This window comes from Mycobacterium hippophais (assembly GCF_027529605.1).
Classification (GTDB): Bacteria; Actinomycetota; Actinomycetes; order Mycobacteriales; family Mycobacteriaceae; genus Mycobacterium; species Mycobacterium arseniciresistens.
Window position 1 is genome coordinate 371,282 of record NZ_JAPZPY010000004.1, and the last position, 22,582, is coordinate 393,863.

Annotated in this window: 22 protein-coding genes; 14 read left to right on the top strand and 8 right to left on the bottom strand. The window is 69.7% G+C overall.

Annotation, left to right across the window (positions count from 1 at the left end):
• Positions 1 to 30: 30 nt before the first annotated feature.
• Genes O6P37_RS13095 through O6P37_RS13105 form a run of 3 tightly spaced genes read right to left on the bottom strand, consistent with a single transcriptional unit; the run spans position 31 to position 2,494 of the window.
• Complete coding sequence (locus tag O6P37_RS13095; RefSeq protein ID WP_269894450.1) at positions 31 to 483, bottom strand: PaaI family thioesterase; 453 nt, start codon at positions 481 to 483, stop codon at positions 31 to 33.
• Complete coding sequence (locus O6P37_RS13100; RefSeq protein WP_269894451.1) at positions 480 to 1,274, bottom strand: enoyl-CoA hydratase-related protein; 795 nt, start codon at positions 1,272 to 1,274, stop codon at positions 480 to 482. The genes O6P37_RS13095 and O6P37_RS13100 overlap by 4 nt, the downstream gene beginning before the upstream one ends.
• Positions 1,271 to 2,494: a CaiB/BaiF CoA transferase family protein gene (locus tag O6P37_RS13105; protein WP_269894452.1), complete on the bottom strand. Its 1,224-nt coding sequence runs from the start codon at positions 2,492 to 2,494 to the stop codon at positions 1,271 to 1,273. Before O6P37_RS13105 ends, O6P37_RS13100 begins: the two co-directional genes overlap by 4 nt.
• A 154-nt stretch (positions 2,495 to 2,648) precedes the next feature.
• Here O6P37_RS13105 and O6P37_RS13110 point away from each other — a divergent pair, with 154 nt between their 5' ends.
• The 9 genes from O6P37_RS13110 to argH are packed head-to-tail and all read left to right on the top strand — an operon-like array spanning position 2,649 to position 11,961.
• Positions 2,649 to 3,482: an IclR family transcriptional regulator gene (locus O6P37_RS13110; protein ID WP_269894453.1), complete on the top strand. Its 834-nt coding sequence runs from the start codon at positions 2,649 to 2,651 to the stop codon at positions 3,480 to 3,482.
• Between the two features lie 45 nt (positions 3,483 to 3,527).
• On the top strand, positions 3,528 to 4,577 hold the full coding sequence (gene argC / locus O6P37_RS13115; protein WP_269894454.1) for an N-acetyl-gamma-glutamyl-phosphate reductase: 1,050 nt from the start codon (positions 3,528 to 3,530) through the stop codon (positions 4,575 to 4,577).
• A complete protein-coding gene (gene argJ / locus O6P37_RS13120) occupies positions 4,574 to 5,824 on the top strand; it encodes a bifunctional glutamate N-acetyltransferase/amino-acid acetyltransferase ArgJ (protein WP_269894455.1) in 1,251 nt (416 codons plus the stop codon). Before argC ends, argJ begins: the two co-directional genes overlap by 4 nt.
• A complete protein-coding gene (gene argB, locus O6P37_RS13125; RefSeq protein ID WP_269894456.1) occupies positions 5,821 to 6,723 on the top strand; it encodes an acetylglutamate kinase in 903 nt (300 codons plus the stop codon). The genes argJ and argB overlap by 4 nt, the downstream gene beginning before the upstream one ends.
• Positions 6,720 to 7,907 carry an acetylornithine transaminase gene (locus O6P37_RS13130; RefSeq protein ID WP_269894457.1) on the top strand — a complete coding sequence of 396 codons (1,188 nt, stop codon included), beginning with the start codon at positions 6,720 to 6,722 and terminating at the stop codon, positions 7,905 to 7,907. The genes argB and O6P37_RS13130 overlap by 4 nt, the downstream gene beginning before the upstream one ends.
• Entirely contained in the window at positions 7,904 to 8,830 is a 927-nt protein-coding gene (argF, locus tag O6P37_RS13135) for an ornithine carbamoyltransferase (RefSeq protein WP_269894458.1), read from the top strand. The genes O6P37_RS13130 and argF overlap by 4 nt, the downstream gene beginning before the upstream one ends.
• Positions 8,831 to 8,837: 7 nt before the next feature.
• Positions 8,838 to 9,317 carry an arginine repressor gene (locus O6P37_RS13140; RefSeq protein ID WP_269894459.1) on the top strand — a complete coding sequence of 160 codons (480 nt, stop codon included), beginning with the start codon at positions 8,838 to 8,840 and terminating at the stop codon, positions 9,315 to 9,317.
• 14 nt (positions 9,318 to 9,331) lie between these two features.
• Positions 9,332 to 10,534: an argininosuccinate synthase gene (locus O6P37_RS13145; RefSeq protein WP_269894460.1), complete on the top strand. Its 1,203-nt coding sequence runs from the start codon at positions 9,332 to 9,334 to the stop codon at positions 10,532 to 10,534.
• On the top strand, positions 10,531 to 11,961 hold the full coding sequence (argH, locus tag O6P37_RS13150) for an argininosuccinate lyase (RefSeq protein WP_269894461.1): 1,431 nt from the start codon (positions 10,531 to 10,533) through the stop codon (positions 11,959 to 11,961). Before O6P37_RS13145 ends, argH begins: the two co-directional genes overlap by 4 nt.
• Before the next feature lie 3 nt (positions 11,962 to 11,964).
• Here the strand turns inward: argH and O6P37_RS13155 are convergent, their stop codons facing one another.
• Together O6P37_RS13155 and O6P37_RS13160 are read right to left on the bottom strand one after the other, a co-directional pair.
• Entirely contained in the window at positions 11,965 to 12,414 is a 450-nt protein-coding gene (locus O6P37_RS13155) for a TIGR03618 family F420-dependent PPOX class oxidoreductase (RefSeq protein ID WP_269894462.1), read from the bottom strand.
• A gap of 26 nt (positions 12,415 to 12,440) precedes the next feature.
• Positions 12,441 to 14,189, bottom strand: a complete 1,749-nt coding sequence (locus tag O6P37_RS13160; RefSeq protein ID WP_269894463.1) for an ABC-F family ATP-binding cassette domain-containing protein — start codon at positions 14,187 to 14,189, stop codon at positions 12,441 to 12,443.
• A 101-nt stretch (positions 14,190 to 14,290) separates the two neighbouring features.
• Here O6P37_RS13160 and O6P37_RS13165 point away from each other — a divergent pair, with 101 nt between their 5' ends.
• The 3 genes from O6P37_RS13165 to O6P37_RS13175 all read left to right on the top strand — a co-directional run bounded on the left by O6P37_RS13165 (position 14,291) and on the right by O6P37_RS13175 (position 18,169).
• Entirely contained in the window at positions 14,291 to 17,311 is a 3,021-nt protein-coding gene (locus O6P37_RS13165) for an acyl-CoA synthetase (RefSeq protein ID WP_269894464.1), read from the top strand.
• 91 nt (positions 17,312 to 17,402) lie between these two features.
• On the top strand, positions 17,403 to 17,954 hold the full coding sequence (locus O6P37_RS13170) for a hypothetical protein (protein ID WP_269894465.1): 552 nt from the start codon (positions 17,403 to 17,405) through the stop codon (positions 17,952 to 17,954).
• Positions 17,955 to 17,962: 8 nt separating this feature from the next.
• Positions 17,963 to 18,169, top strand: coding sequence for a Trm112 family protein (locus O6P37_RS13175; protein ID WP_269894466.1), 207 nt, complete (start codon positions 17,963 to 17,965; stop codon positions 18,167 to 18,169).
• Here O6P37_RS13175 and O6P37_RS13180 read toward each other — a convergent pair.
• The 3 genes from O6P37_RS13180 to O6P37_RS13190 are packed head-to-tail and all read right to left on the bottom strand — an operon-like array spanning position 18,160 to position 20,308.
• A complete protein-coding gene (locus O6P37_RS13180; RefSeq protein WP_269894467.1) occupies positions 18,160 to 18,789 on the bottom strand; it encodes a TetR/AcrR family transcriptional regulator in 630 nt (209 codons plus the stop codon). The genes O6P37_RS13175 and O6P37_RS13180 overlap by 10 nt on opposite strands.
• Complete coding sequence (locus O6P37_RS13185; protein ID WP_269894468.1) at positions 18,786 to 19,610, bottom strand: ABC transporter permease; 825 nt, start codon at positions 19,608 to 19,610, stop codon at positions 18,786 to 18,788. Before O6P37_RS13185 ends, O6P37_RS13180 begins: the two co-directional genes overlap by 4 nt.
• The gene (locus O6P37_RS13190; RefSeq protein WP_269894469.1) at positions 19,538 to 20,308 is read right to left on the bottom strand and encodes an ABC transporter ATP-binding protein; all 771 of its coding nucleotides are present in this window, start codon (positions 20,306 to 20,308) and stop codon (positions 19,538 to 19,540) included. Before O6P37_RS13190 ends, O6P37_RS13185 begins: the two co-directional genes overlap by 73 nt.
• Positions 20,309 to 20,366: 58 nt before the next feature.
• Between O6P37_RS13190 and O6P37_RS13195 the strand changes: the two genes are divergently transcribed.
• Positions 20,367 to 20,993 carry a DNA-3-methyladenine glycosylase gene (locus tag O6P37_RS13195; RefSeq protein WP_269894470.1) on the top strand — a complete coding sequence of 209 codons (627 nt, stop codon included), beginning with the start codon at positions 20,367 to 20,369 and terminating at the stop codon, positions 20,991 to 20,993.
• Between the two features lie 18 nt (positions 20,994 to 21,011).
• Entirely contained in the window at positions 21,012 to 22,289 is a 1,278-nt protein-coding gene (tyrS, locus tag O6P37_RS13200) for a tyrosine--tRNA ligase (protein WP_269894471.1), read from the top strand.
• Positions 22,290 to 22,582: the final 293 nt, after the last annotated feature.

Genomic DNA, 22,582 nt, shown 5'->3' on the forward strand with positions numbered 1-22,582 from the left:
CGTTGAGTGGTGGGCGGGAGGCTTGGGTTCTCAGGTGGTGGCGTCGTGGCGGAACCACGAGCCGCTGGCGGTGGCGACGAGGCGGCCCGCGGTGTCGTGCATGTGGGACTCCAACTGCACGATGCGCCGGCCGCCGTGGACGACGCGGCCCGTGCACGTCACGTCGGTGCGCACGGCCCGCAGGAATCGCATCTGCATCTCGATGGTCGAACCGGCCGACAGGTAGCGCTGGCAGGCGTGACCCATCGAGATGTCCAGCGCGGTGGACAGCACACCGCCGTGCACGGCGCCGCCGGCATTACACAGGTGGCGGGCGAACGGTAGGCGCACCACGCAGGCCTTGTCGTCGTCGACGTAGTCGATCGACAGGCCGAGGAAGTGGATGAGGAAGTACCGGCCGAATTCCGGCTCGGCTACGCCGGCGGCGTACTGGGCGGCACCCACCGGATCGGTGGGCCGGACAGCGGGATCGGTGGTGGTCATGACCAGGTGAACCTCGGGGGACGCTTCTCCAGGAACGACCGGACGCCCTCGGCGTAGTCGTCGGTGTCGAAGGACGAGTTGCGGATGCCGGTGGTCACCTCGTCGTCGGAGGTCTGCCCGCCGAGCACTAGGTCGACGATGCGCTTCGACGACCGGACGCTGTACTGAGCGCGGGTGGTGACGAGGCGGGCGAATTCGTAGGTGTGCTTCTCCAGGTCGTCGGCGGGCACGAGCTCGTCGATCAGGCCGAGGCGCAGCGCCTCCTCGGCGTGGACGTGCTGCCCGGAGAACAGGATCCACTTCGCGCGGGACGGCCCGACGACGTCGACGAGTCGTTTGGTCGATTCCAGGCTGTAGACCAGGCCGAGCTTCGCCGGGGTGATGCCGAACCGGGACCGTTCGTCGGCGAACCGGATGTCGCACGCCAGCGCGAGACCGCAGCCACCGCCGATGGCGTAGCCGTGCACCATCGCGATGGTGGGCTTGGTGCAGCCCTCGACGGCGTGTTCGGCCGCCGCGACGTGCTCGTTGTAGGCCTTGGCGGAGTCACTGTTGCCACGGACCTCCTCGAACTCGCTGATGTCGGCGCCGGAGGCGAAGCTGCGGGTGCCTGCCCCGCGCAACACCACGACCTTGACCGCCGGGTCGGCGTCCAGTTCGGCGAACACCTCGGGGATGCGGCGGTACATGGTCAGGGCGATCGCGTTGTGGCTGTCGATGTTGTCGAGCACGACGGTGGCGATCGCCGGGGTCTCGTCGTCCCGTTCGACACGGATCGTCTTGTCGCTCATGCGGTTTTTCCCTTCTGCAGGTCCGGGTGGGCGTCGTAGAGGATGCCGTCGGTGAAGAGGCGATCGATCTCGTCGCCGCCGATGCCCAACTCGGACAGCACCGAGGCGGTGTGCTGGCCCAGCCAGGGAGCCGGCGCGCGCACGCTGAATTCGAGGTCGGAGAACCGGGTCGGCGGGGCGATGGTCTTCATCGGCCCGATGATCGGATGCTCGAGGTCGACGATCATGCCGCGCGCCTGCACGTGCGGATCGTCGAGCGTCTCGTCGTAGGTGAGCACCGGCCCGCCGGGGACACCGGCGGTGTCCATCCGGTCGACCCACGCGCTGGTGGGCAGCGTGGTGGTGATCGCCTCGATCTCCTTCTCGAGCTCGTCGAGGTGGTTCATCCGCGCGGGCAGGTCGATGAAGCGCGGGTCGTCGGCCCAGTCCGGGCGCTTGAGCACGTCGTTGATCAGCCGCTGCCACAGCCGGTCGGTGTTGGCGCCGATCGTCACGTAGCCGTCGGCGGTGCGGTAGGCCTGGTAGGGAGCGGATCGCCGATGCCGAGTGCCCGTCTGCGCCGGGGTCTCGCCGTTGCCGAAGTAGGCGCCGGACTCCCAGACCGTCCAGGCCAGGCCGGCGTCGACGAGCGAGATGTCGATGTACTGACCCTCGCCGGTCTGCCGCCGGTTGAGCTCCGCCGCGAGGATCGAGTAGATCGCGGTGGCGCCTGCGGCGATGTCGTTGATCGCGATGCCGACCTTGGTGGGCTTGCCGTCGGGCTGACCGGTCATCCGCAGGAACCCGCCGATGCCCTGGGCCATGATGTCGAATCCCGGCCGGTCACGGTACGGGCCGGTCTGGCCGAACCCGCTGATCGAGCAGTACAGGATGTCCTCGCGGACGGCGCGGATGGCGTCGTAGTCGATGCCGAGACGCCCGGTCACGCCGGGCCGGAAGTTCTCGATCACTAGGTCGGCGCCCGCCGCCAGCTCGTGGAACAGCTCGCGGCCGCGGTCGGACTTGAGGTCCAGCGCGACCGACCGCTTGCTGCGATTGGGCATCGCGAACGGGTAGCTCTCGCCGTTGACCTTCGGCGCCATCCGGCGCGAGTCGTCCCCCGTGCCCGGCTGTTCGATCTTGATGACGTCGGCGCCGAGTTCGGCCAACACCATCGTGCAGTAGGGACCCGACAGGAATCGCGTCAGGTCGAGGACTCGGAATCCGCTGAGTGGTCGCATTGATCCTTCCCGCATTGTGGGATATGTTGTGCGCATTGCAGAAAGGCTAAGACGGTGAGCGCAATCACGTCAAGTGGTTCGAGAGACGTGGATCACTGTGCAAACAGCCGGACGGACTGTCAGAGTGGGACGACACGGAGGGGTGACCGGGGCGATGGAAAGTACTGAAGGCGGCGCAGATGTGCAGCGGCGCAACGGAGTTCAGTCGATTGATCGAGCGGTCGCGATTCTGCGGTGCTTCAGCGGGCGCACACCCGAGCTGGGAATCAGCGAACTCGCCCGATCGACCGGCCTGTCGACCAGCACGGTGCACCGGCTGCTGGCGGCGATGCAGGAGAACCACCTCGTGCGTCAGACCGGCGCCAAGCGGTACGGCCTCGGCCCCTTCCTACTGCAGCTGGCCAACTCGGGTGCGATGCCGCGAACGCTGCGCGAGGCGGCGCTGCCGTTCATGACCGATCTGCGCGACGAACTCGACGAGACGATCGGCCTGCACGAGTTGCTGCGGACCGGCCACCGCATCGTCGCCGCCCAGGTGGAGAGCCACCAGGAACTGCGCCGGACCTACACCGACATCGGCGTGCCGATCCGGCTGGTCTACGGCGGCCCCGGCAAGGCCATCCTGTGCGCGATGCCGGCCGAGGAGCGCGAGCGTCACCTCGGCGAGCGGATTGACGCGATGACCGCCACTACCACCGTCGACCCCGAACTGCTTCGCCGTGAACTGGAGCTGGCCCGCGCACGGGGCTATGCCGAGTCGCGGGGCCAGCGCACAGTCGGGATCTGCGCGGTGGCCTCGCCGGTGTTCGACCACAGCCAGCGAGTGATCGGTGCGCTCGGCGCGTCGGTGCCCGAGGTGCGGATGAGCGCCGAGCGTGCCGACCACATCGGCACCCGCGTGCGTGAGGTGGCCTGGGACCTCTCGACGGCGCTGGGCGCCTCGGTCGACGGCGTCCGTGCCGCGGTGCCCGGCCTCCGGCTCGGGTGACGGCTTGGGCCACGTCAGAATTGGTTTGCATTCGACTGCATAACCATGCATGCTTCGTGCATGACTTCTGTGGCGGTCGCCGGGGCCAGCGGGTACGCCGGCGGAGAGATCCTGCGCCTGCTCCTCGGGCACCCGGCCTACGCCGACGGCCGGCTCACCATCGGTGCGCTGACTGCGGCGGCCAGCGCCGGCACCAGCCTGGCCGAACACCACCCGCATTTGCTGCCGCTCGCCGGCCGGGTGCTCGAGGCGACGTCGGCCGAGGTGCTCGCCGGCCACGACGTGGTCTTCCTCGGCCTCCCGCACGGTCACTCCGCCGCCCTGGCCGAGGAACTCGGCGACGACACGCTGATCGTCGACTGCGGCGCCGACTTCCGGCTCACCGACGCCGACGACTGGGTCCGGTTCTACGGATCCGCCCACGCGGGCAGCTGGCCCTACGGGCTGCCCGAACTGCCCGGCGGGCGTGACCGGTTGCGCGACGCCAAGCGCATCGCCGTCCCCGGCTGCTATCCGACAGCGGCGCTGCTGGCGCTGCTGCCCGCCGTCGCCGCCGATCTGGTCGAGCCCGCCGTCACCGTCGTCGCCGTCAGCGGCACGTCGGGCGCGGGCCGGGCGGCCAAGACCGACCTGCTCGGCGCCGAGGTGATCGGCTCCGCGCGCGCCTACAACGTCGGCGGCAGGCACCGGCATACCCCGGAGATCGCCCAGGGCCTGCGGGCCGTCACCGAGCGGGACGTCACGGTGTCGTTCACCCCGGTCCTGATACCCACCTCGCGCGGAATCCTGGCCACCTGCACCGCCCGCACCGACGCGCCGCTGTCCGAGCTGCGCGCGGCGTACGAGAAGGCTTATGACGGTGAGCCCTTCGTGCACCTGCTGCCCGAGGGTCGGCTGCCCACCACCGGCTCGGTGATCGGCAGCAACGCCGCACAGATTGCCGTCGCGGTCGACGAGGACGCGCACACCTTCATCGCCATCGCCGCCATCGACAACCTGGTCAAGGGCACCGCCGGCGCGGCGGTGCAGTCGATGAACCTCACGCTCGGCTGGCCCGAGACCGAGGGCCTGTCGATCGTGGGGGTGGCGCCGTGACCACGAACGACACCACAACCACGAACGACTCCACAACCACGAACGACACGACCACCCGGCTGCTGCGCACCCAGGGCGTCACCGCGCCCGCCGGTTTCCGCGCCACCGGCGTCGCCGCGGGCATCAAGGCCTCCGGCGCACGGGATCTGGCGCTGGTGTTCAACGAAGGCCCCGACCACGCGGCGGCGGGAGTTTTCACCCGCAACCAGGTCAAGGCCGCGCCGGTGCTGTGGACCCGCCAGGTGCTCACCACCGGCCGGCTGCGGGCGGTGGTGCTCAACTCCGGCGGCGCCAATGCGTGCACCGGCCCGCTGGGATTCCAGGACAGCCACGCCACCGCCGAAGCCGTCGCCGCGGCGCTCTCCGACTGGGGCACCGAGACCGGCGCGATCGAGGTCGCCGTCTGCTCCACCGGCCTGATCGGCGACCGCCTGCCGATGGACCGAGTGCTCGGCGGTGTCACCGAGGCGGTGCACGAACTCGCGGGCGGACTGGCCGGCGGCGAAGATGCGGCGCGCGCCATCATGACCACCGACACGGTGCCCAAGCAGGTGGCGCTGCACCACCCCGACAAGTGGACCGTCGGCGGGATGGCCAAGGGCGCGGGCATGCTGGCACCGTCGCTGGCCACCATGCTGTGCGTGCTGACCACCGATGCGGTGGCTAGTTCGGACGCCCTGCGCGACGCACTGCACCGCGCCGCCGCCCTGACCTTCGACCGGCTCGACGTCGACGGCAGCTGTTCCACCAACGACACCGTCCTGCTGCTCGCGTCCGGAGCCAGTGAGATCGCGCCCAGCCAGGACGAACTCGAGGACGCCGTGCTGCGGGTGTGCGACGACCTGTGCGCCCAGCTGCAGGCCGACGCCGAGGGGGTGACCAAGCGGGTGTCGGTCACCGTCACCGGCGCACCCACCGAGGCCGACGCGCTGACCGCGGCGCGGCTGGTCGCCCGCGACAGCCTGGTCAAGACCGCGCTGTTCGGGTCGGACCCGAACTGGGGCCGGGTGCTGGCAGCGGTGGGCATGGTGCCGTTCACCATCGACCCCGATCGGATCACGGTGTCCTTCAACGGCTTTCCGACGTGCGTGAACGGTGCGGGGGCGCCCGGCGCCCGCGACGTCGACCTGTCCGGCGAGGAGATCGACGTGGTCATCGACCTCGCTCTCGGCGGGGGTGCGGCCACCGTGCGCACCACCGACCTGTCGCACGGCTACGTCGAAGAGAACTCGGCCTACAGCTCATGACGTCCCCTGATGTCGCCGGCCGGCCGGCCCCGCTCGGCACCCCGGTCAAGGCCAAGGTGCTGGCCGAGGCACTGCCGTGGCTCACACAACTGCACGGGAAGATCGTCGTGGTCAAGTACGGCGGCAACGCCATGACCGACGACCTGCTCAAGGCGGCCTTCGCGGCGGACATGGTGTTCCTGCGCAACTGCGGCATCCACCCGGTGGTGGTGCACGGCGGGGGCCCGCAGATCAGCGCCATGCTGGAGAGGCTCGGCGTGCCGGGCGACTTCAAGGGCGGCTTCCGGGTCACCACGCCCGAGGTGCTCGACATTGCGCGGATGGTGCTGTTCGGCCAGGTGGGTCGCGAACTCGTCGGGCTGATCAACGCGCACGGTCCCTACGCGGTCGGCATCACCGGCGAGGACGCCCACCTGTTCACCGCGGTGCGGCGCAGCGTGCTCGTCGACGGTGTCGACACCGACATCGGCCTGGTGGGCGACGTCGACAAGGTCAGCACCGACGCGGTGCTCGACCTGATCGGCGCCGGACGCATCCCCGTGGTGTCGACCATCGCCCCCGACGTCGACGGCGTGGTGCACAACATCAACGCCGACACCGCGGCCGCGGCCCTGGCCGAGGCGCTGCACGCCGAGAAACTGCTGATGCTCACCGATGTCGAGGGCCTCTACACCGACTGGCCGAACCGCGACTCGCTGGTCTCCGAGATCGACGCCGCATCACTCACCCAACTGCTGCCGAGACTGGAGGCCGGGATGGTGCCCAAGATCGAGGCCTGCCTGCGCGCCGTCGCCGGCGGCGTTCCCAGCGCGCACGTCATCGACGGCCGCGTGGAGCACTGCGTGCTCGGCGAGTTGTTCACCGACGAGGGGACGGGCACGAAGGTGGTACCGGCATGAGCACCCATCAGACTCTGCAGGAGCGGTGGTCCGCGGTCATGATGGACAACTACGGCACCCCGCCGCTGGCCCTCGTCAGCGGTGACGGCGCGGTGGTCACCGACGCCGACGGCAAGACCTACATCGACCTGCTCGGCGGTATCGCGGTCAACGTGCTCGGGCACCGCCATCCCGCGGTCATCGAGGCCGTCACCCGCCAGCTCGACACGCTCGGACACACGTCGAACCTGTACGCCACCGAACCCGGCATCGCCTTGGCCGAGGAACTGGTCCGGCTGCTGGGCGCGCCGGCGCGGGTGTTCTTCTGCAACTCCGGCACCGAGGCCAACGAGGTCGCGTTCAAGATGACGCGGCTCACCGGACGCACGAAAATCGTTGCTGCGCAAGGCGCCTTCCACGGCCGGACGATGGGCTCGCTCGCACTGACCGGCCAGCCGAGCAAGCAGGCGCCGTTCGCGCCGCTGCCGGGCGACGTGACCCACGTCCGCTACGGCGACACCGACGAGCTCGCCGCGGCGATCGACGACGACACCGCCGCGGTGTTCCTCGAACCGATCATGGGGGAGGGCGGCGTCGTCGACCCGGGCCCGCAGTACCTGAGCGTGGCGCGCGATCTCACCCATCGGCACGGCGCCCTGCTGGTGCTCGACGAGGTGCAGACCGGGATGGGCCGCACCGGGACGTTCTTCGCCCACCAGCGCGACGGTGTCACCCCCGACATCGTCACCCTGGCCAAGGGACTGGGCGGCGGACTGCCCATCGGCGCCTGCCTGGCGGTCGGGGCGGCCGGCGACCTGCTCACCCCCGGCCTGCACGGCAGCACCTTCGGCGGCAACCCGGTGTGCACCGCCGCGGCGCTGGCCGTGCTGAAGGCTCTCGCCGACGAACACCTCGTCGAGCGTGCCGGCCAGCTCGGCAAGACACTGCACGACGGCATCGGGTCGCTGAATCACCCACTCGTCGACCATGTCCGGGGCCGCGGACTGCTGTGCGGTATCGCGCTCACCGCGCCCGCGGGCAAGGCGGTCGAATCCGCCGCCCGCGACGCCGGGTTCCTGGTCAACGCCGCCGCGCCCGACGTGATCCGGCTGGCACCGCCGCTGGTCATCACCGACGCGCAGATCGAACAGTTCCTGACCGCACTTCCGGCGGTCCTCGACATGGGTGCGGAGGCGACGAGATGACCCGGCACTTCCTGCGCGACGACGACCTGACCCCCGAGGAGCAGGCCGAGGTGCTGACCCTGGCCGCCGAGCTCAAGAAGGACCCGATGTCGCGGCGCCCGCTGGAGGGTCCGCGCGGCGTGGCGGTGATCTTCGACAAGAACTCGACCAGGACCCGGTTCTCGTTCGAGGTCGGCGTCGCCCAGCTCGGCGGTCACGCCGTGGTCGTCGACGGGCGAAGCACCCAGCTGGGCCGTGAGGAGACCCTCGAAGACACCGGAAAGGTGTTGTCGCGCTACGTCGATGCCATCGTCTGGCGCACCTTCGCCCAGGAGCGGCTGACCGCGATGGCCGCGGGCGCCGACGTGCCGGTGGTCAATGCGCTGTCCGACGAATTCCACCCGTGCCAGGTGCTCGCCGACCTGCAGACCCTCGCCGAGCGCCGCGGATCCCTTCCGGGGCTGCGGATGTCCTACTTCGGTGACGGCGCCAACAACATGGCCCACTCGTTGATGCTGGGCGGCGTGACGGCGGGCATGCACGTCACCATCGCCGCGCCGGTGGGATTCGAGCCGCACCCGATGTTCACCGCGGCCGCCAGGGAGCGGGCCGAGCTGACAGGCGCGACGGTCACCGTCACGGCCGACCCGCACGCGGCCGCCGACGGCGCCGATGTGCTGGTCACTGACACGTGGACGTCGATGGGTCAGGAGAACGACGGCCTCGACCGGGTGCGGCCGTTCCGGCCGTTCCAGATCAACGAGGCACTGGTGGACCGGGCCGACGCCGACGCCGTGGTGCTGCACTGCCTGCCCGCCCACCGTGGACACGAGATCACCGACGAGGTGATCGACGGTCCGCACAGCGCGGTGTGGGACGAGGCCGAGAACCGGCTACACGCCCAGAAGGCGCTGCTGGTGTGGCTGCTGGAGAAGTCGCGATGAGGGTGCGATGACTTCGGCGGCGACCAGGGCAGGCCGCCAGGCCCGCATCGTGGCGATCCTGTCGTCGAACTCGGTGCGCAGCCAGGGCGAGCTGGCGGCGATGCTGGCCGACGAGGGCATCGACGTCACCCAGGCCACGCTGTCGCGGGACCTGGAGGAGCTCGGCGCGGTGAAGCTGCGCGGCGCCGACGGCGGCGTCGGTGTCTATGTCGTGCCCGAGGACGGCAGCCCGGTACGCGGGGTGTCCGGCGGCACCGAACGAGTCACCCGCCTGCTGACCGACCTGCTCGTGTCCACCGACGCCAGCGGCAACCTGGCCGTGCTGCGCACGCCGCCGGGCGCGGCGCACTACCTCGCCGCCGCCCTGGATCGCGCGGCACTGCCCTACATCGTCGGCACCGTCGCCGGCGACGACACCATCCTGTTGGTGGCCCGCGAACCCATGACGGGCGCGGAACTGGCCACCACCATCGAGAACCTGCGATAAGAGGAGCAACACCCATGTCCGAACGCGTCATCCTGGCGTACTCCGGCGGTCTTGACACGTCCGTGGCGATCAGCTGGATCGGCAAGGAGACCGGCCGCGAGGTGGTGGCGGTCGCCATCGACCTCGGTCAGGGTGGGGAGGACATGTCCGTGGTGCGCCAGCGGGCACTGGACTGCGGCGCCGTCGAGGCCGTCGTCGTCGACGCCCGAGACGAGTTCGCCGAGCAGTACTGCCTGCCGGCGATCCAGTCCAACGGCCTCTACATGGACCGCTACCCGCTGGTGTCGGCGCTCAGCCGGCCGCTGATCGTCAAACACCTCGTCGAGGCGGCGCGGGAACACGGCGGCGGCATCGTCGCCCACGGCTGCACCGGAAAGGGCAACGACCAGGTCCGCTTCGAGGTCGGATTCGCCTCGCTGGCACCCGATCTCGAGGTGCTCGCACCGGTTCGCGACTACGCGTGGACGCGGGAGAAGGCCATCGCCTTCGCCGAGGAGAACGCGATCCCGATCAACGTGAGCAAGCGGTCGCCGTTCTCGATCGACCAGAACGTGTGGGGTCGCGCGGTGGAGACCGGCTTCCTCGAGCACCTGTGGAACGCCCCGACCAAGGACGTCTACGACTACACCGAGGACCCGACGATCAACTGGAGCAGTCCCGACGAGGTCATCGTCGGATTCGACAAGGGGGTGCCGGTCTCCATCGACGGTCAGCCGGTGTCGGTGCTGCAGGCGATCGAGGAGCTCAACCGGCGGGCCGGCGCGCAGGGCGTCGGACGTCTCGACGTCGTGGAGGACCGGCTGGTCGGCATCAAGAGCCGCGAGATCTACGAGGCGCCCGGCGCGATGGTGCTGATCACCGCGCACACCGAACTCGAACACGTCACGCTGGAGCGCGAACTCGGCCGGTTCAAGCGCACCACCGACCGCAAGTGGAGCGAGCTGGTGTACGACGGGCTGTGGTTCTCGCCGCTGAAGACCGCGCTCGAGTCGTTCGTCGGCCACACCCAGCAGCACGTCACCGGCGAGATCCGGATGGTGCTGCACGGCGGGCACATCGCCGTCAACGGCCGGCGCAGCGCGGAGTCGCTGTACGACTTCAACCTCGCCACCTACGACGAGGGCGACACGTTCGACCAGTCGTCGGCCAAGGGCTTCGTGCACGTGCACGGACTGTCGTCGAGCATCTCCGCCCGCCGGGACCTGGGCATCAAATGACGCCCGAAGACCGGGGCGCCACCAACGAGGGATCGCTGTGGGGCGGCCGGTTCGCCGACGGGCCCGCCGATGCGCTGGCCGCGCTGAGCAAGTCGACGCACTTCGACTGGGTGCTGGCGCCCTATGACGTCGCCGCATCCAAAGCCCATGTGCGGGTGCTTTTCTCGGCGGGTCTGTTGACCGAGGAGCAGCGCGACGGGCTGCTCGTGGGGCTTGACAGCTTGGCCGACGACGTGGCCGACGGCAGCTTCGGCCCGCTGGTCACCGACGAGGACGTGCACGGCGCACTGGAGCGCGGACTGATCGACCGGGTCGGCGCCGACCTCGGCGGGCGACTGCGCGCCGGCCGGTCACGCAACGACCAGGTGGCCACCCTGTTCCGGATGTGGCTGCGCGACGCGATCCGCCGCGTCGCCGACGGCGCACTCGAAGTGGTCGGCGCGCTGGCCACGCAGGCCGCCGCCCACCCGACCGCCATCCTGCCGGGCAAGACCCATCTGCAGTCGGCGCAGCCGATCCTGCTGGCCCACCACCTGCTCGCTCATGCCCACCCGCTGCTGCGCGACGTGGACCGGCTGATCGACGCCGACCGGCGAGCCGCGGTGTCGCCGTACGGATCCGGGGCGCTGGCCGGCTCGTCGCTCGGCCTCGACCCCGACGCCATCGCCGCGGAACTGGGCTTCGCCGCCGCGGCGGACAACTCCGTGGACGCCACCGCCGCCCGCGACTTCGCCGCCGAGGCGGCCTTCGTGCTCGCGATGATCGGGGTCGACCTGTCCCGGCTCGCCGAGGACCTGATCCTCTGGAGCACCACCGAATTCGGCTACGCCACGCTGCACGACGCCTGGTCGACGGGCAGCTCGATCATGCCGCAGAAGAAGAACCCGGACATCGCCGAGCTGGCCCGCGGCAAGTCCGGGCGGCTGATCGGCAACCTGACCGGTCTGCTGGCGACTCTGAAGGCGCAGCCGCTGGCGTACAACCGCGATCTGCAGGAGGACAAGGAGCCGGTCATCGACTCGGTGGCCCAGCTCGAACTGCTGCTGCCTGCGATGGCCGGGCTGGTCTCGACGCTGCGCTTCGACGTCGACCGGATGGCCGAGCTGGCGCCGCTGGGGTACACGCTGGCCACCGACGTCGCCGAGTGGCTGGTCCGGCGCGGCGTGCCGTTCCGGGTGGCGCACGAGGCTGCCGGTGCCGCCGTGCGGGCCGCCGAGGCGCGCGGTGTCGGCCTCGAGGAGCTCGAGGACGCCGAGTTGAACGGCATCCATCCCGAACTGACCGCCGAGGTCCGCGACGTGCTGACGATCGAGGGGTCGGTGAACTCAAGGGACTCCCGCGGCGGGACGGCGCCCGTCCAGGTCGCCAAGCAGCTCAACGTCGTGCGCGACACCGCCGACCGGCTGCGGATCGCCCTGCGCCGGTAGCCGTCACGCGCCGGGATTGGTGTACACGCGCTGTGGGGCGATGAGCACCGCGGTCCGTCGTTCCTCGGCCATCACGCGGTCGTAGGTGTCCCAGTCGTCGTGGGTCCCGCCCGCGGCGGTGAACACCTCGCGCAACAGCGTCGTGAGACCCTGGCCGTCGATCTGCTCGTGCGGATCGTCGGGTCCGATGAGCTCGGCACGCCCCTCGACGCTCGCCCACTGCCACCCGGTGCGGGCGACGACGGTTGCCCTCGGGTCGGCGCGCAGATTGCGGAGCTTGAGCGAGCCGCCGACGGCGACGAGCCCGACCACCTGCGTGCCGGTGACGGGGTGGGCCAGCACTCCGGCGTTCACGACCGAGGACTGGATGCTGCCGTCCCGCCGCAGCGTGCTGAACACGCACAGGCCCTGTTCCCGTGAGATCAGTCCGGTGAAGTCGGGCAGTTCGGCCATGGCGACGACTCTACCGACGTCGGCGACTAGTCCTCGGCCGCCGCCAGCCACGCCTCTTCGAGCTCGTCCTTGCGCGTCTGCAGGTCGTTCAGTTCACCGTTGAGTTCCCCGACCCGCACGTGGTCGGCCGCCGCGTCGGCCATCTTCTCGTGCAGCGCGGCGATCCGTTCGTCGAGCTTGCCGAGCTGATTCTCGATGCGTGCCAACTCTTTTCCGGTGCGGCGTTCCCGGGCCGCGGCCGTCTCGCCCTTGGCAGGCTCGGCGCGGGTCACGGCCGCGGGCGCCGAGGCGCGTTCGGCAAGGTACTGCTCGATACCGCCGGGGAGCATCACGCACCGGCCGCCACCGGGCAACGCGTAGGTCACGTCAGCCACCCGCTCGAGGAAGTAGCGGTCGTGCGTGACGACGATCAGGGTGCCGGGCCAACCGTCGAGGTAGTCCTCGATCACCGTCAGCGTGTCGATGTCGAGGTCGTTGGTGGGCTCGTCGAGGAGCAGCACATTGGGTTCGTCGAGCAGCAGGCGCAGGAACTGGAAGCGCCGCCGCTCCCCGCCGGACAGGTCGGCCAGCCGGGTGGTGAGCTTGTCGCCGGTGAAGCCGAAGTCCTCCAGCAGCGTCGACGTACTCACCTCGCGTCCACCGGCCAGCTCGGTGATGCGACGGGCCTTCTCCACTGCGTCGAGAACACGCAGGGTGCCGTCGAGTTCGACCAGCGCCTGGCTGAGATAGCCGATCTTCAGTGTCTTCCCGCGCTTGACGGTGCCCGCCGTCGGGTCCAGCTCGCCGACCAGCAGCTTGAGCACCGAGGACTTGCCCGTGCCGTTGACGCCGACCAGGCCGATGCGGGCGCCGGGGCCGATCGACCAGTCGAGCTTGTTCAGTATCTCCCGCTCGCCGAGCACGAGGTCGACGCGGTGCAGATCGAACACGTCCTTGCCCAGTCGCGCGATGGCGAAACGCTGCAGCGACAGCGAATCCCGCGGTTCGGGCTCGTTGGCGATCAGGTCGTTGGCGGCCTGGATGCGGAATTTCGGCTTCGAGGTCCTGGCGGGCGGTCCGCGCCGCAGCCAGGCCAGTTCCTTGCGCATCAGGTTGCGCCTGCGCGACTCCGTGCCCGCCGCGATCCGCATGCGCTCGGCCCGGGCGAGCACATACGCGGCGTATCCGCCTTCGTAGGAGTCGACGGCTCCGTCGTGCACCTCCCAGGTCCTGGTGCAGACGGCGTCGAGGAACCAGCGGTCGTGGCTGACCACCACCAGCGCCTTCGCGTTCCGGGAGGTGAGGTGACCGGCGAGCCAGCCGATCACCTCGACGTCGAGGTGGTTGGTGGGCTCGTCGAGCACGAGCACGTCGTGCCCGGCGATGAGCACCGCCGCCAGCGCCACCCGCCGGCGCTCGCCGCCCGACAGCCGGCCCACCGGGGCGTCGAGGTCGACGTCGGCGAGCAGGTGTTCGACCACCGCGCGGGTGTCCGGTTCGGCCGCCCAGATGTGATCCGGCCTGCCGTCGACGATCACCTCGCGGATGGTCGCGCCGGCGGCGAAGTCATCGCCCTGGCGCAGATACCCGACGGACAGCCCCGACGTGTGGGTGACGCGGCCGGAGTCGGGGCCGGAGACGCCGGTCAGGATGCCAAGCAGGGTCGTCTTGCCGTCGCCGTTGCGTCCCACGACACCGATCGCGTCGCCCTCCTCGACGCCCAGACTCACGGCGTCCAGCAGGGTGCGCGTGCCGTGGGCGACGGTCGCTCGTTCGACGTTGATCAGGTTTGCCATCAGCCGCCGATGATAGGGGTGCGCTGTGCCATGATGACGGGCACTGCGGTCGGCGACTCGGGGGCGGGCCGCGTATCGGCAGCGAAAAAGGGGAGTGTGCGGTGGTTGACCTCTCGGCGTTCACCAGACCGATAGGGCGTCTGGTGGCCACCGCACAGAACGGCCTGGAGGTCCTTCGTTACGGCGGCCTGGAGACCGGCGCCGTCCCATCGCCGTTCCAGATCGTGCAGAGCGTGCCGATGTACCGGCTGCGGCGCTACTTCCCGCCCGATGTCCGGCCCGGCGCCACACCGCCAGGAGCGCCGGTGCTGATGGTGCACCCGATGATGATGTCGGCCGACATGTGGGACGTCACGCGCGACGAGGGCGCCGTCGGCATCCTGCACAAGGCCGGCATCGATCCGTGGGTCATCGACTTCGGGTCGCCGGACAAGGTCGAGGGCGGCATGCAGCGCAACCTCGCCGACCACGTCGTCGCGCTTTCGGAGGCCATCGACGTCGTCAAGGAGATCAGCGGGCGCGACGTCCACCTCGCCGGCTACTCCCAGGGCGGGATGTTCGCCTACCAGACCGCGGCGTACCGCCGATCCAAGGACCTGGCCAGCATCGTCGCGTTCGGCGCACCCGTGGACACCCTTGCCGCGCTGCCGATGAACCTGCCCGCCAGCCTCGCGCCCGCGGCGGCCGACTTCATGGCCGACCACGTGTTCAGCCGCATCGACATCCCGGGATGGTTGGCGCGCACCGGTTTCCAGATGCTCGATCCGGTCAAGACGGCGCAGTCGCGACTGGATTTCCTGCGCCAGCTACACGACCGCGAGGCGCTGCTCTCGCGTGAACAGCAGCGCCGCTTCCTGGCATCCGAGGGATGGATCGCCTGGTCCGGCCCTGCGATCGCGGAACTGCTCAAGCAGTTCATCGCGCACAACCGGATGATGAGCGGCGGCTTCTCCATCCGCGGCGACCTGGTGACGCTGTCGGACATCGACTGCCCCGTACTCGCCGTGGTGGGCGAGGTCGACGACATCGGCCAACCGGCGTCGGTGCGGGGCATCAAGCGGGCCGCCCCGCAGGCGGACGTGTACGAATACGACATCAGGACAGGCCATTTCGGTCTCGTCGTGGGCTCGAAGGCGGCGACGCAGACGTGGCCGACCGTCGCGGCCTGGGTGAAGTGGCTCGACGGCGACGGCGAGATGCCGGACCTGGTCGTGCCGATGGCGCTACAACCCGCCGAACATGCCGAGAGCGGTGTCTCGCTGACCTCGCGGGTGACACACACTGCGGCGGCCGCCACCGAGATGGCTTTCGACCTGGCCCGTTCGGCGGCCGGCGCCGTGGTCACCGCGAACAAGTCTGCGCGGACGCTGGCGGTCGAGACCGTCCGCACGCTGCCCAGGCTCGCGCGGCTCGGCCAGATCAACGATCACACCCGGATCTCACTCGGCCGCATCATGTCCGAGCAGGCTCGCGGTGCGCCCAACGGTGAGTTCCTGCTCTTCGACGGTCGCGTGCACACCTACGAGGCGGTCGACCGACGTGTCGACAACGTCGTGCGGGGCCTGATCGCGGTCGGTGTCCGCCAGGGCACGCATGTCGGCGTGCTGATGGAGACCCGGCCGAGCGCGCTGGTCGCCATCGCCGCCCTGTCACGGCTGGGCGCGGTCGCGGTGCTGATGCCGCCCGACGTCGACCTCGGGATGGCGGCCCGACTCGGGGCCGTCTCCGACGTGATCACCGACCCCACCCACCTCGAAGCTGCGCGCCGGCTCTCGCTGCGCGTGCTCGTGCTGGGCGGCGGCGAGTCACGCGACCTCGATCTGGCCGACGAGGTCGACGTCGTCGACATGGAGCAGATCGACCCGGACGTCGTCGAGCTGCCGGGCTGGTACCGGCCGAACCCTGCGCTGGCACGTGACCTCGCGTTCGTCGGTTTCAGCACGGTCGGCGGACAACTCATCGCCCGCCAGATCACCAACTACCGCTGGGCGCTCTCGGCGTTCGGCACGGCGTCGGCGGCCAATCTGGGACGCGGCGACACCGTGTACTGCCTGACGCCGCTGCATCACCAGTCGGGCCTGCTGGTCAGCCTGGGCGGCGCCGTGGTCGGCGGTTCGCGGATCGCGCTGTCGCGGGGCCTGCGTCCCGACCGGTTCGTCCAGGAGATCCGCCAGTACGGCGTGACCGTGGTGTCCTACACATGGGCGATGCTCCGCGAGGTCATCGACGACCCGTCGTTCTCCCTACACGGCAGCCACCCGGTGCGGCTGTTCATCGGCTCAGGCATGCCCGCGGGTGTGTGGCGGCGGGTGGTGGAGGTGTTCGACCCCGCCCGGGTCGTGGAGTTCTTCGCAACCACCGACGGGCAGGCCGTGCTGGCCAACGTCTCGGGCGCCAAGCCGGGCAGCAGCGGACGGCCGTTGCCCGGCGGCGGCCACGTCGAACTCGCCGCCTATGACCCCGAGGACGACCTCATCCTCGAGGACGAGCGTGGTTTCGTGAGACGGGCCCGGCCCAACGAGGTGGGAGTGCTGCTGGCACACCCGCGCGGCCCGGTGGATCCGACCGCGTCGATCAAGCGCGGCGTGTTCGCTCCGGCCGACACCTGGGTGTCCACCGAGTATCTGTTCCGCCGGGACGACGACGGCGACTACTGGCTCGTCGACACCCGCAGCGCGATCATCCACACCGCCCGCGGGCCGGTGTTCGCCGCGACAATCAATCAGGCGGCCGCCCGGCTCGGCGCGGTGGATCTGGCGGTGACTTACGGCGTCGAGGCCGGCGGCCAACTGCTTGCGGTCACCGCACTGGCGCTGCGGCCCGGCGGCAGCGTCCCGACGGCCGACCTGTCCGAAGCACTGCTCAGCCTGCCGGTGGGCAATCCGCCCGATGTCGTCCACGTCGTCGCGGACGTGACGCTGAGTGCCACGTACCGGCCGATGGTCAGCAAGTTGCGCGCCGCAGGCATCCCCAAACCGTCGCGGCGTAACGCCTGGTACCTCGATCCCGACACCAACAGTTACAAGCGGCTGACGGTGGCCGTGCGTGCCGAGTTGACCGGAGGACAGGAGGCGCGGGGCGAGGTGAGTGTTCCGGAGAACGAGCCGCGGGCGCAGCAATGACCTCACGCATCGCACCGTGCCCCACGGCCACCACACTGTTAGGCTCCCCGTGGCGGCAGATCGTCGCCACGCCAGGCGTACTGGAGGATCGATGAATTCGCTGACCAGCAGCGCCGTCAGGCGCATCGTGATTGGCGGGATCGCCAGTGGCGCGCTGGCCGCCGGCCTGCTCACCGGCGTCGCGGCACAGACCGCGTCGGCGCAGCCCGCCGACCCGACGGTCGCGGCCGAGGGGCCGAAGAAGTGCACCGGTGAGGACTGCAACAAGGCAGCCGCAGCGCCCAAGGTTTCCGCGGACCAACTGCTGTCGGCCATCCACAGCGAGTACGCCCAGGGCGACGGGGGCGGCCAGGTGTCCAAGCTGGTCGATGACGCGATGACGCTCCGGAGTCGCGGGTTCATCCCCTCTAACGCCAACGCGTTGGCGCTGCAGGATGCGTTGAACCAGCGCCCGAATCAGGGTCCGCTGGTGGCGGCGCTGAAGCAGACGGTTTCCTACCAACGCAAACTGGCGGCGCAGAATGCGGCTGCGACCCAGCCCGGCAGCGGGCCGACGAACAAGGCGCCGACGTGGCAACCGCCGAGAGGCGATGAGGACCGCAACCAGTTCACCGACGGCTGGGACATCAACCCCTACAACTGATGGACAGCATGGTCGACGAAAAGTTGCTCGGCATCCTGGTGTGTCCGCAGGATCGCGGCCCGCTGCTGCTGATCGATCAGGAGCTTCTCTACAACCCACGGTTGAGGCGCGCCTACCGCATCGAAGACGGCATCCCGGTGTTGCTGGTCGACGAGGCCGCCGACATCACCGACGACGCCGAACACCACCGTCTGCTCGAACGGGCTCAGGCCTGACCCAGTCCGGGCAGGTCGCCGGTCAGATAGCGCTGCAGGTTCGGGCCGATGGTCTCGGCGATCTGTTCGACGGGCAATGAGCTGAACGGTTCGAGCTCGAGGATGTAGCGGGCCATCATCACCCCGACCAACTGCGAGGCCACGAACTGGATACGGATGCGTCCGCTGCCCGGCGGGTCGTCGACCCGGGGGCCGATCTCGACGGCGATCACCTCCTGAAGGAACGAGCGCAACAGGGTCACCTCGGAACCGGCGAGCAGCGACCGCAGCGTCGCGATGAACCCCTTTCCGGCTTCTGAATCCCACAGCGGCAACAGGAGTCTGGGCAACAGATGGCCGATCTGGTCGACCGGGACCTCACGCAGCGGGGTGATGATGTCCATCGGGTCGATCGGCGCGCGGATGGCGGCCGCGAACAACTGCTTCTTGTTGCCGAAGTAGTGGTGCACCAGTGCCGGATCGACACCGGCTCCTGCCGCGATCGAGCGGATGGAGGTGTTGTTGATGCCGTTGCGCGCGAACAATTCCCGCGCGCTGGTCAGGATCCGGTCGCGAGTGTCCGACGGCCCGGCCGGCCGGCCGGGCCGTTTGCGGTCGGGACCGCGGTCGGCAGCCGTCACGGTGTCTTTCGCCGAAGGGTCGCCGCGGCGAGGCACATCGCGACGACGGCGAAGCCGATCACCACGGCGATGTCGCGAACGGCGGTGGCCGTGAGGTCGGGGTGGGCAGCGACCTCACGGAGCGCTTCGAGGGCGTAGCTCGCCGGCAGCACGTTGCTGACCCACTGCAGCCATTCCGGCAGCAGGGCGCGGGGCACGATGATCCCGCACAGCAGCAATTGCGGCACGATCACCACGGGCATGAACTGGACGGCCTGGAACTCGGTGCGCGCGAACGCGCTGCACAGCAGGCCGAGCCCGACGCCGAGCACGGCGTTGACGATCGCGATCGCGAACACCAGCAGCGGGCTACCCACGGTGTCGAAGCCGAGCAACCAGAACGACACCACGCAGGCGAGTACCGCCTGGGCCGCAGCGGCGACCGAGAAGGCGGTGCCGTAGGCCGCGAGCAAGTCGAGTCGGCGCAAGGGAGTGGTGAGGATGCGCTCAAGCGTCCCCGACACCCGCTCGCGCTGCATCGTGATGGAGGTGATCAGGAACATCAGCACCAGCGGGAAGACGCCGAGCATGATCAGGCAGGCGTTGTTGAACGGCGACGGGCTTCCCGGCGGGTGCGGCGCATTCTGGAACATGAAGTACATCAGCGTGATGACCAGGCTCGGAACCACGAGGATCATCGCCACGCTGCGATGGTCGGCGGCCAGTTGCCGCAGGATCCGGGTGGTGGTGGCGAGGTACGCCTGACCGGCTATCCGGCTTCGGCCCTTCGTTCGGTGCTGCGCCGGATGACGGACAGGAACGCTTCCTCCAGTGACGTGCATCCGGTGTCCTCCCGTAGTCGTGCCGGAGTGGTGTGGGCGAGCAGGCGGCCGTCGCGCATGAGCAACAGGTCGTCGCAGTGGTCGGCCTCATCCATGACGTGGCTGGACACCAACAGGGTGATGCCTGCCTTCGCCAGCGCGCGGAACTGCTGCCACAGCTCGACACGAAGCACGGGGTCCAGGCCCACTGTCGGTTCGTCGAGAACCAGCAGATCCGGGTGACACACCAGTGCCGCCGCGAGCGACACCCGGGTGCGCTGACCGCCGGACAGGTTGCCGCACAGCGCCAATCGGTGCTCCTCCAATCCAACCGCGGCGATCGCACTGTCGGCGTCGTCGGCGTCGGCTCCGTACAGCGCACCGAAGTAGCGGACGTTGTCGAGTACCCGCAGGTCGTCGTAGATGGTCGGGGACTGGGTGACGTACCCGACCCGGCGACGCAGGGGCGCCGAACCTGCGGGGTGGCCCAGCACGGTCACCGTGCCGCCCGCAATGATCTGCGTTCCGACGATGCAGCGCATCAGCGTCGTCTTCCCGCACCCCGACGGGCCGAGGAGGCCGGTGATCGTGCCGCCGGCGATGGACACGCTGAGGTCGTCGACCGCCGGACGGTCGCCGCGGATCACCCGGAGGCCCTCGATCACCACCGCGGCGCCGGAGCCGGTCCCGGAAAATTCATCATGCGATGAACTCATCATGTGGTGAATAGTGCGCCGCGGCGCGATGCCGTGTCAAGGACTTCGTAGGATGCAGGCGATGGTCCGAGATTCGCCCACCGCCCACGTGCTTGCGGTCGACCCGGTCACCGCGGCGCGGCGCCTGCTCGGCGCGACGCTGATCGGGCGTGACGTCACCGCGCTGATCGTCGAGGTGGAGGCGTACGGCGGGCCGGCCGGCGGGCCGTGGCCGGACGCGTCGGCGCACTCCTACCGTGGTCCCGGTATCCGCAATGCGGTCATGTTCGGGCCACCCGGCCGGCTCTACGCCTATCGCAGTCACGGCATCCACGTGTGCGCCAACGTGGTCTGCGCCGAGGACGAAGTGGCCGCCGCGGTGCTGCTGCGGGCGGCGGCCATCGAATCGGGCGTCGAGGTCGCCGCTCTCCGGCGGGGGCCCGCGGTGAAGCCGGCGGCGTTGGCGCGTGGTCCCGGGAATCTGTGCTCCGCGTTGGGAATCATGATGTCGGACAACGGGATCGACCTGTTCGACCCGGCCGGTCCGATCCGGCTGATCCTCGGCGACGAGTGTGCAGGCATTGCGGGGCCGCGGGTCGGCGTCAGCAAGGCCGCCGACCGGCCCTGGCGGTTCTGGCTGGCGGGCAGGCCCGAGGTGTCGGCCTACCGGCGGAGTCCGCGTGCACCCGCGCCGGGAGGCAGCGACTAGTACGGGAAGATCGACACCGTGACCACCAACGGCATCCTCGACGAGCTCGCATCGCGCGGTCTGGTCGCACAGTCCACCGACATCGACGCACTGGCCGCCGAGCTGGCGGCCGGACCGGTGACCGTGTATTCCGGCTTCGACCCGACCGCGCCGAGCCTGCACGCCGGGCACCTGATCCCGCTACTGACGCTGCGCCGGTTCCAGCAGGCCGGGCACCGGCCCATTGTGCTGGCCGGCGGCGCCACCGGGATGATCGGTGATCCGCGCGACACGGGTGAGCGCACCATGAACACCGCCGACACCGTCGCCGAGTGGTCGGTGCGCATCCGTGGTCAGCTCGAGCGGTTCGTCGAATTCGACGACTCGGCGAGCGGCGCGATCGTCGAGAACAACCTGGACTGGACGGGGCCGCTGTCCGCCATCGAGTTCCTGCGTGACGTGGGCAAGTACTTCTCGGTCAATGTGATGCTCGACCGCGACACGGTGCGGCGCAGGCTGGAAGGTGAGGGCATCTCCTACACCGAGTTCAGCTACATGCTGCTGCAGGCCAACGACTACGTGGAGCTGCACCAACGGCACGGCTGCTCACTGCAGATCGGCGGCTCCGACCAGTGGGGCAACATCGTGGCCGGCGCGCGGCTGGTCCGGCAGAAGCTGAATGCGACGGTGCATGCGCTGACCACCCCGCTGGTGACGGACTCCGAGGGCAAGAAGTTCGGGAAGTCGACCGGCGGCGGCAACCTCTGGCTGGACCCGGAGCTGACCTCGCCGTATGCGTGGTACCAGTACTTCGTCAACACCACCGACGCAGATGTGGTGCGTTACCTGCGGTGGTTCACGTTCCTGTCGCCCGAGGCGATCGCCGAACTGGCCGCCGCGACCGAGGAACGTCCGCACGAACGCAGCGCGCAGAAACGGCTGGCCAGCGAGTTGACGACACTGGTCCATGGCCGGGCGGCCACCGAAGCGGTCGAACTGGCCAGCCGCGCGCTGTTCGGCCGCGCCGAACTCGGCGACCTCGACGAGCCGACGCTGGGGGCCGCCCTCCGGGAGGCCTCGGTGGCCGAACTCGCCCCGGGCGGCCCGGACACGATCACCGACCTCCTGGTGGCCGCCGGCTTGTCGCCGAGCAAGGGAGCGGCGCGCCGCACCGTCGGTGAGGGCGGCGTCTACGTCAACAACGTGCGGATCGACAGCGACGAGTGGGCGCCTTCCTCGACCGATTACCTGCACGGCCGTTGGTTGGTGCTGCGGCGAGGTAAGCGGAATATCGCCGGGGTGCAGCGCGTTGGATGAACTGGCACGGTCGTACGACTGTGCCCGCAGCCGGCGCACCTCGAAACCGGCCGCTACCTGGGGATTTGACTCCGTGTTTCCACTCACGTAACTTATCTCAGGTCGCCGCGACACGGTCTCCGGACCGGGGAGCGCGGCAGACTCCCAGAGGGAAACCCATTTCGGTGGGTTCCTGACCGTCCGCACTACGAGTACGCGGCTTTTCGCCGCGGGTTCGCTGCGCGGCTCGGGCGGGTGTGTTGTTTGAGAACTCAATAGTGTGTTTGGTGGTTTTTGTTTGTTGTTTTTGGGGT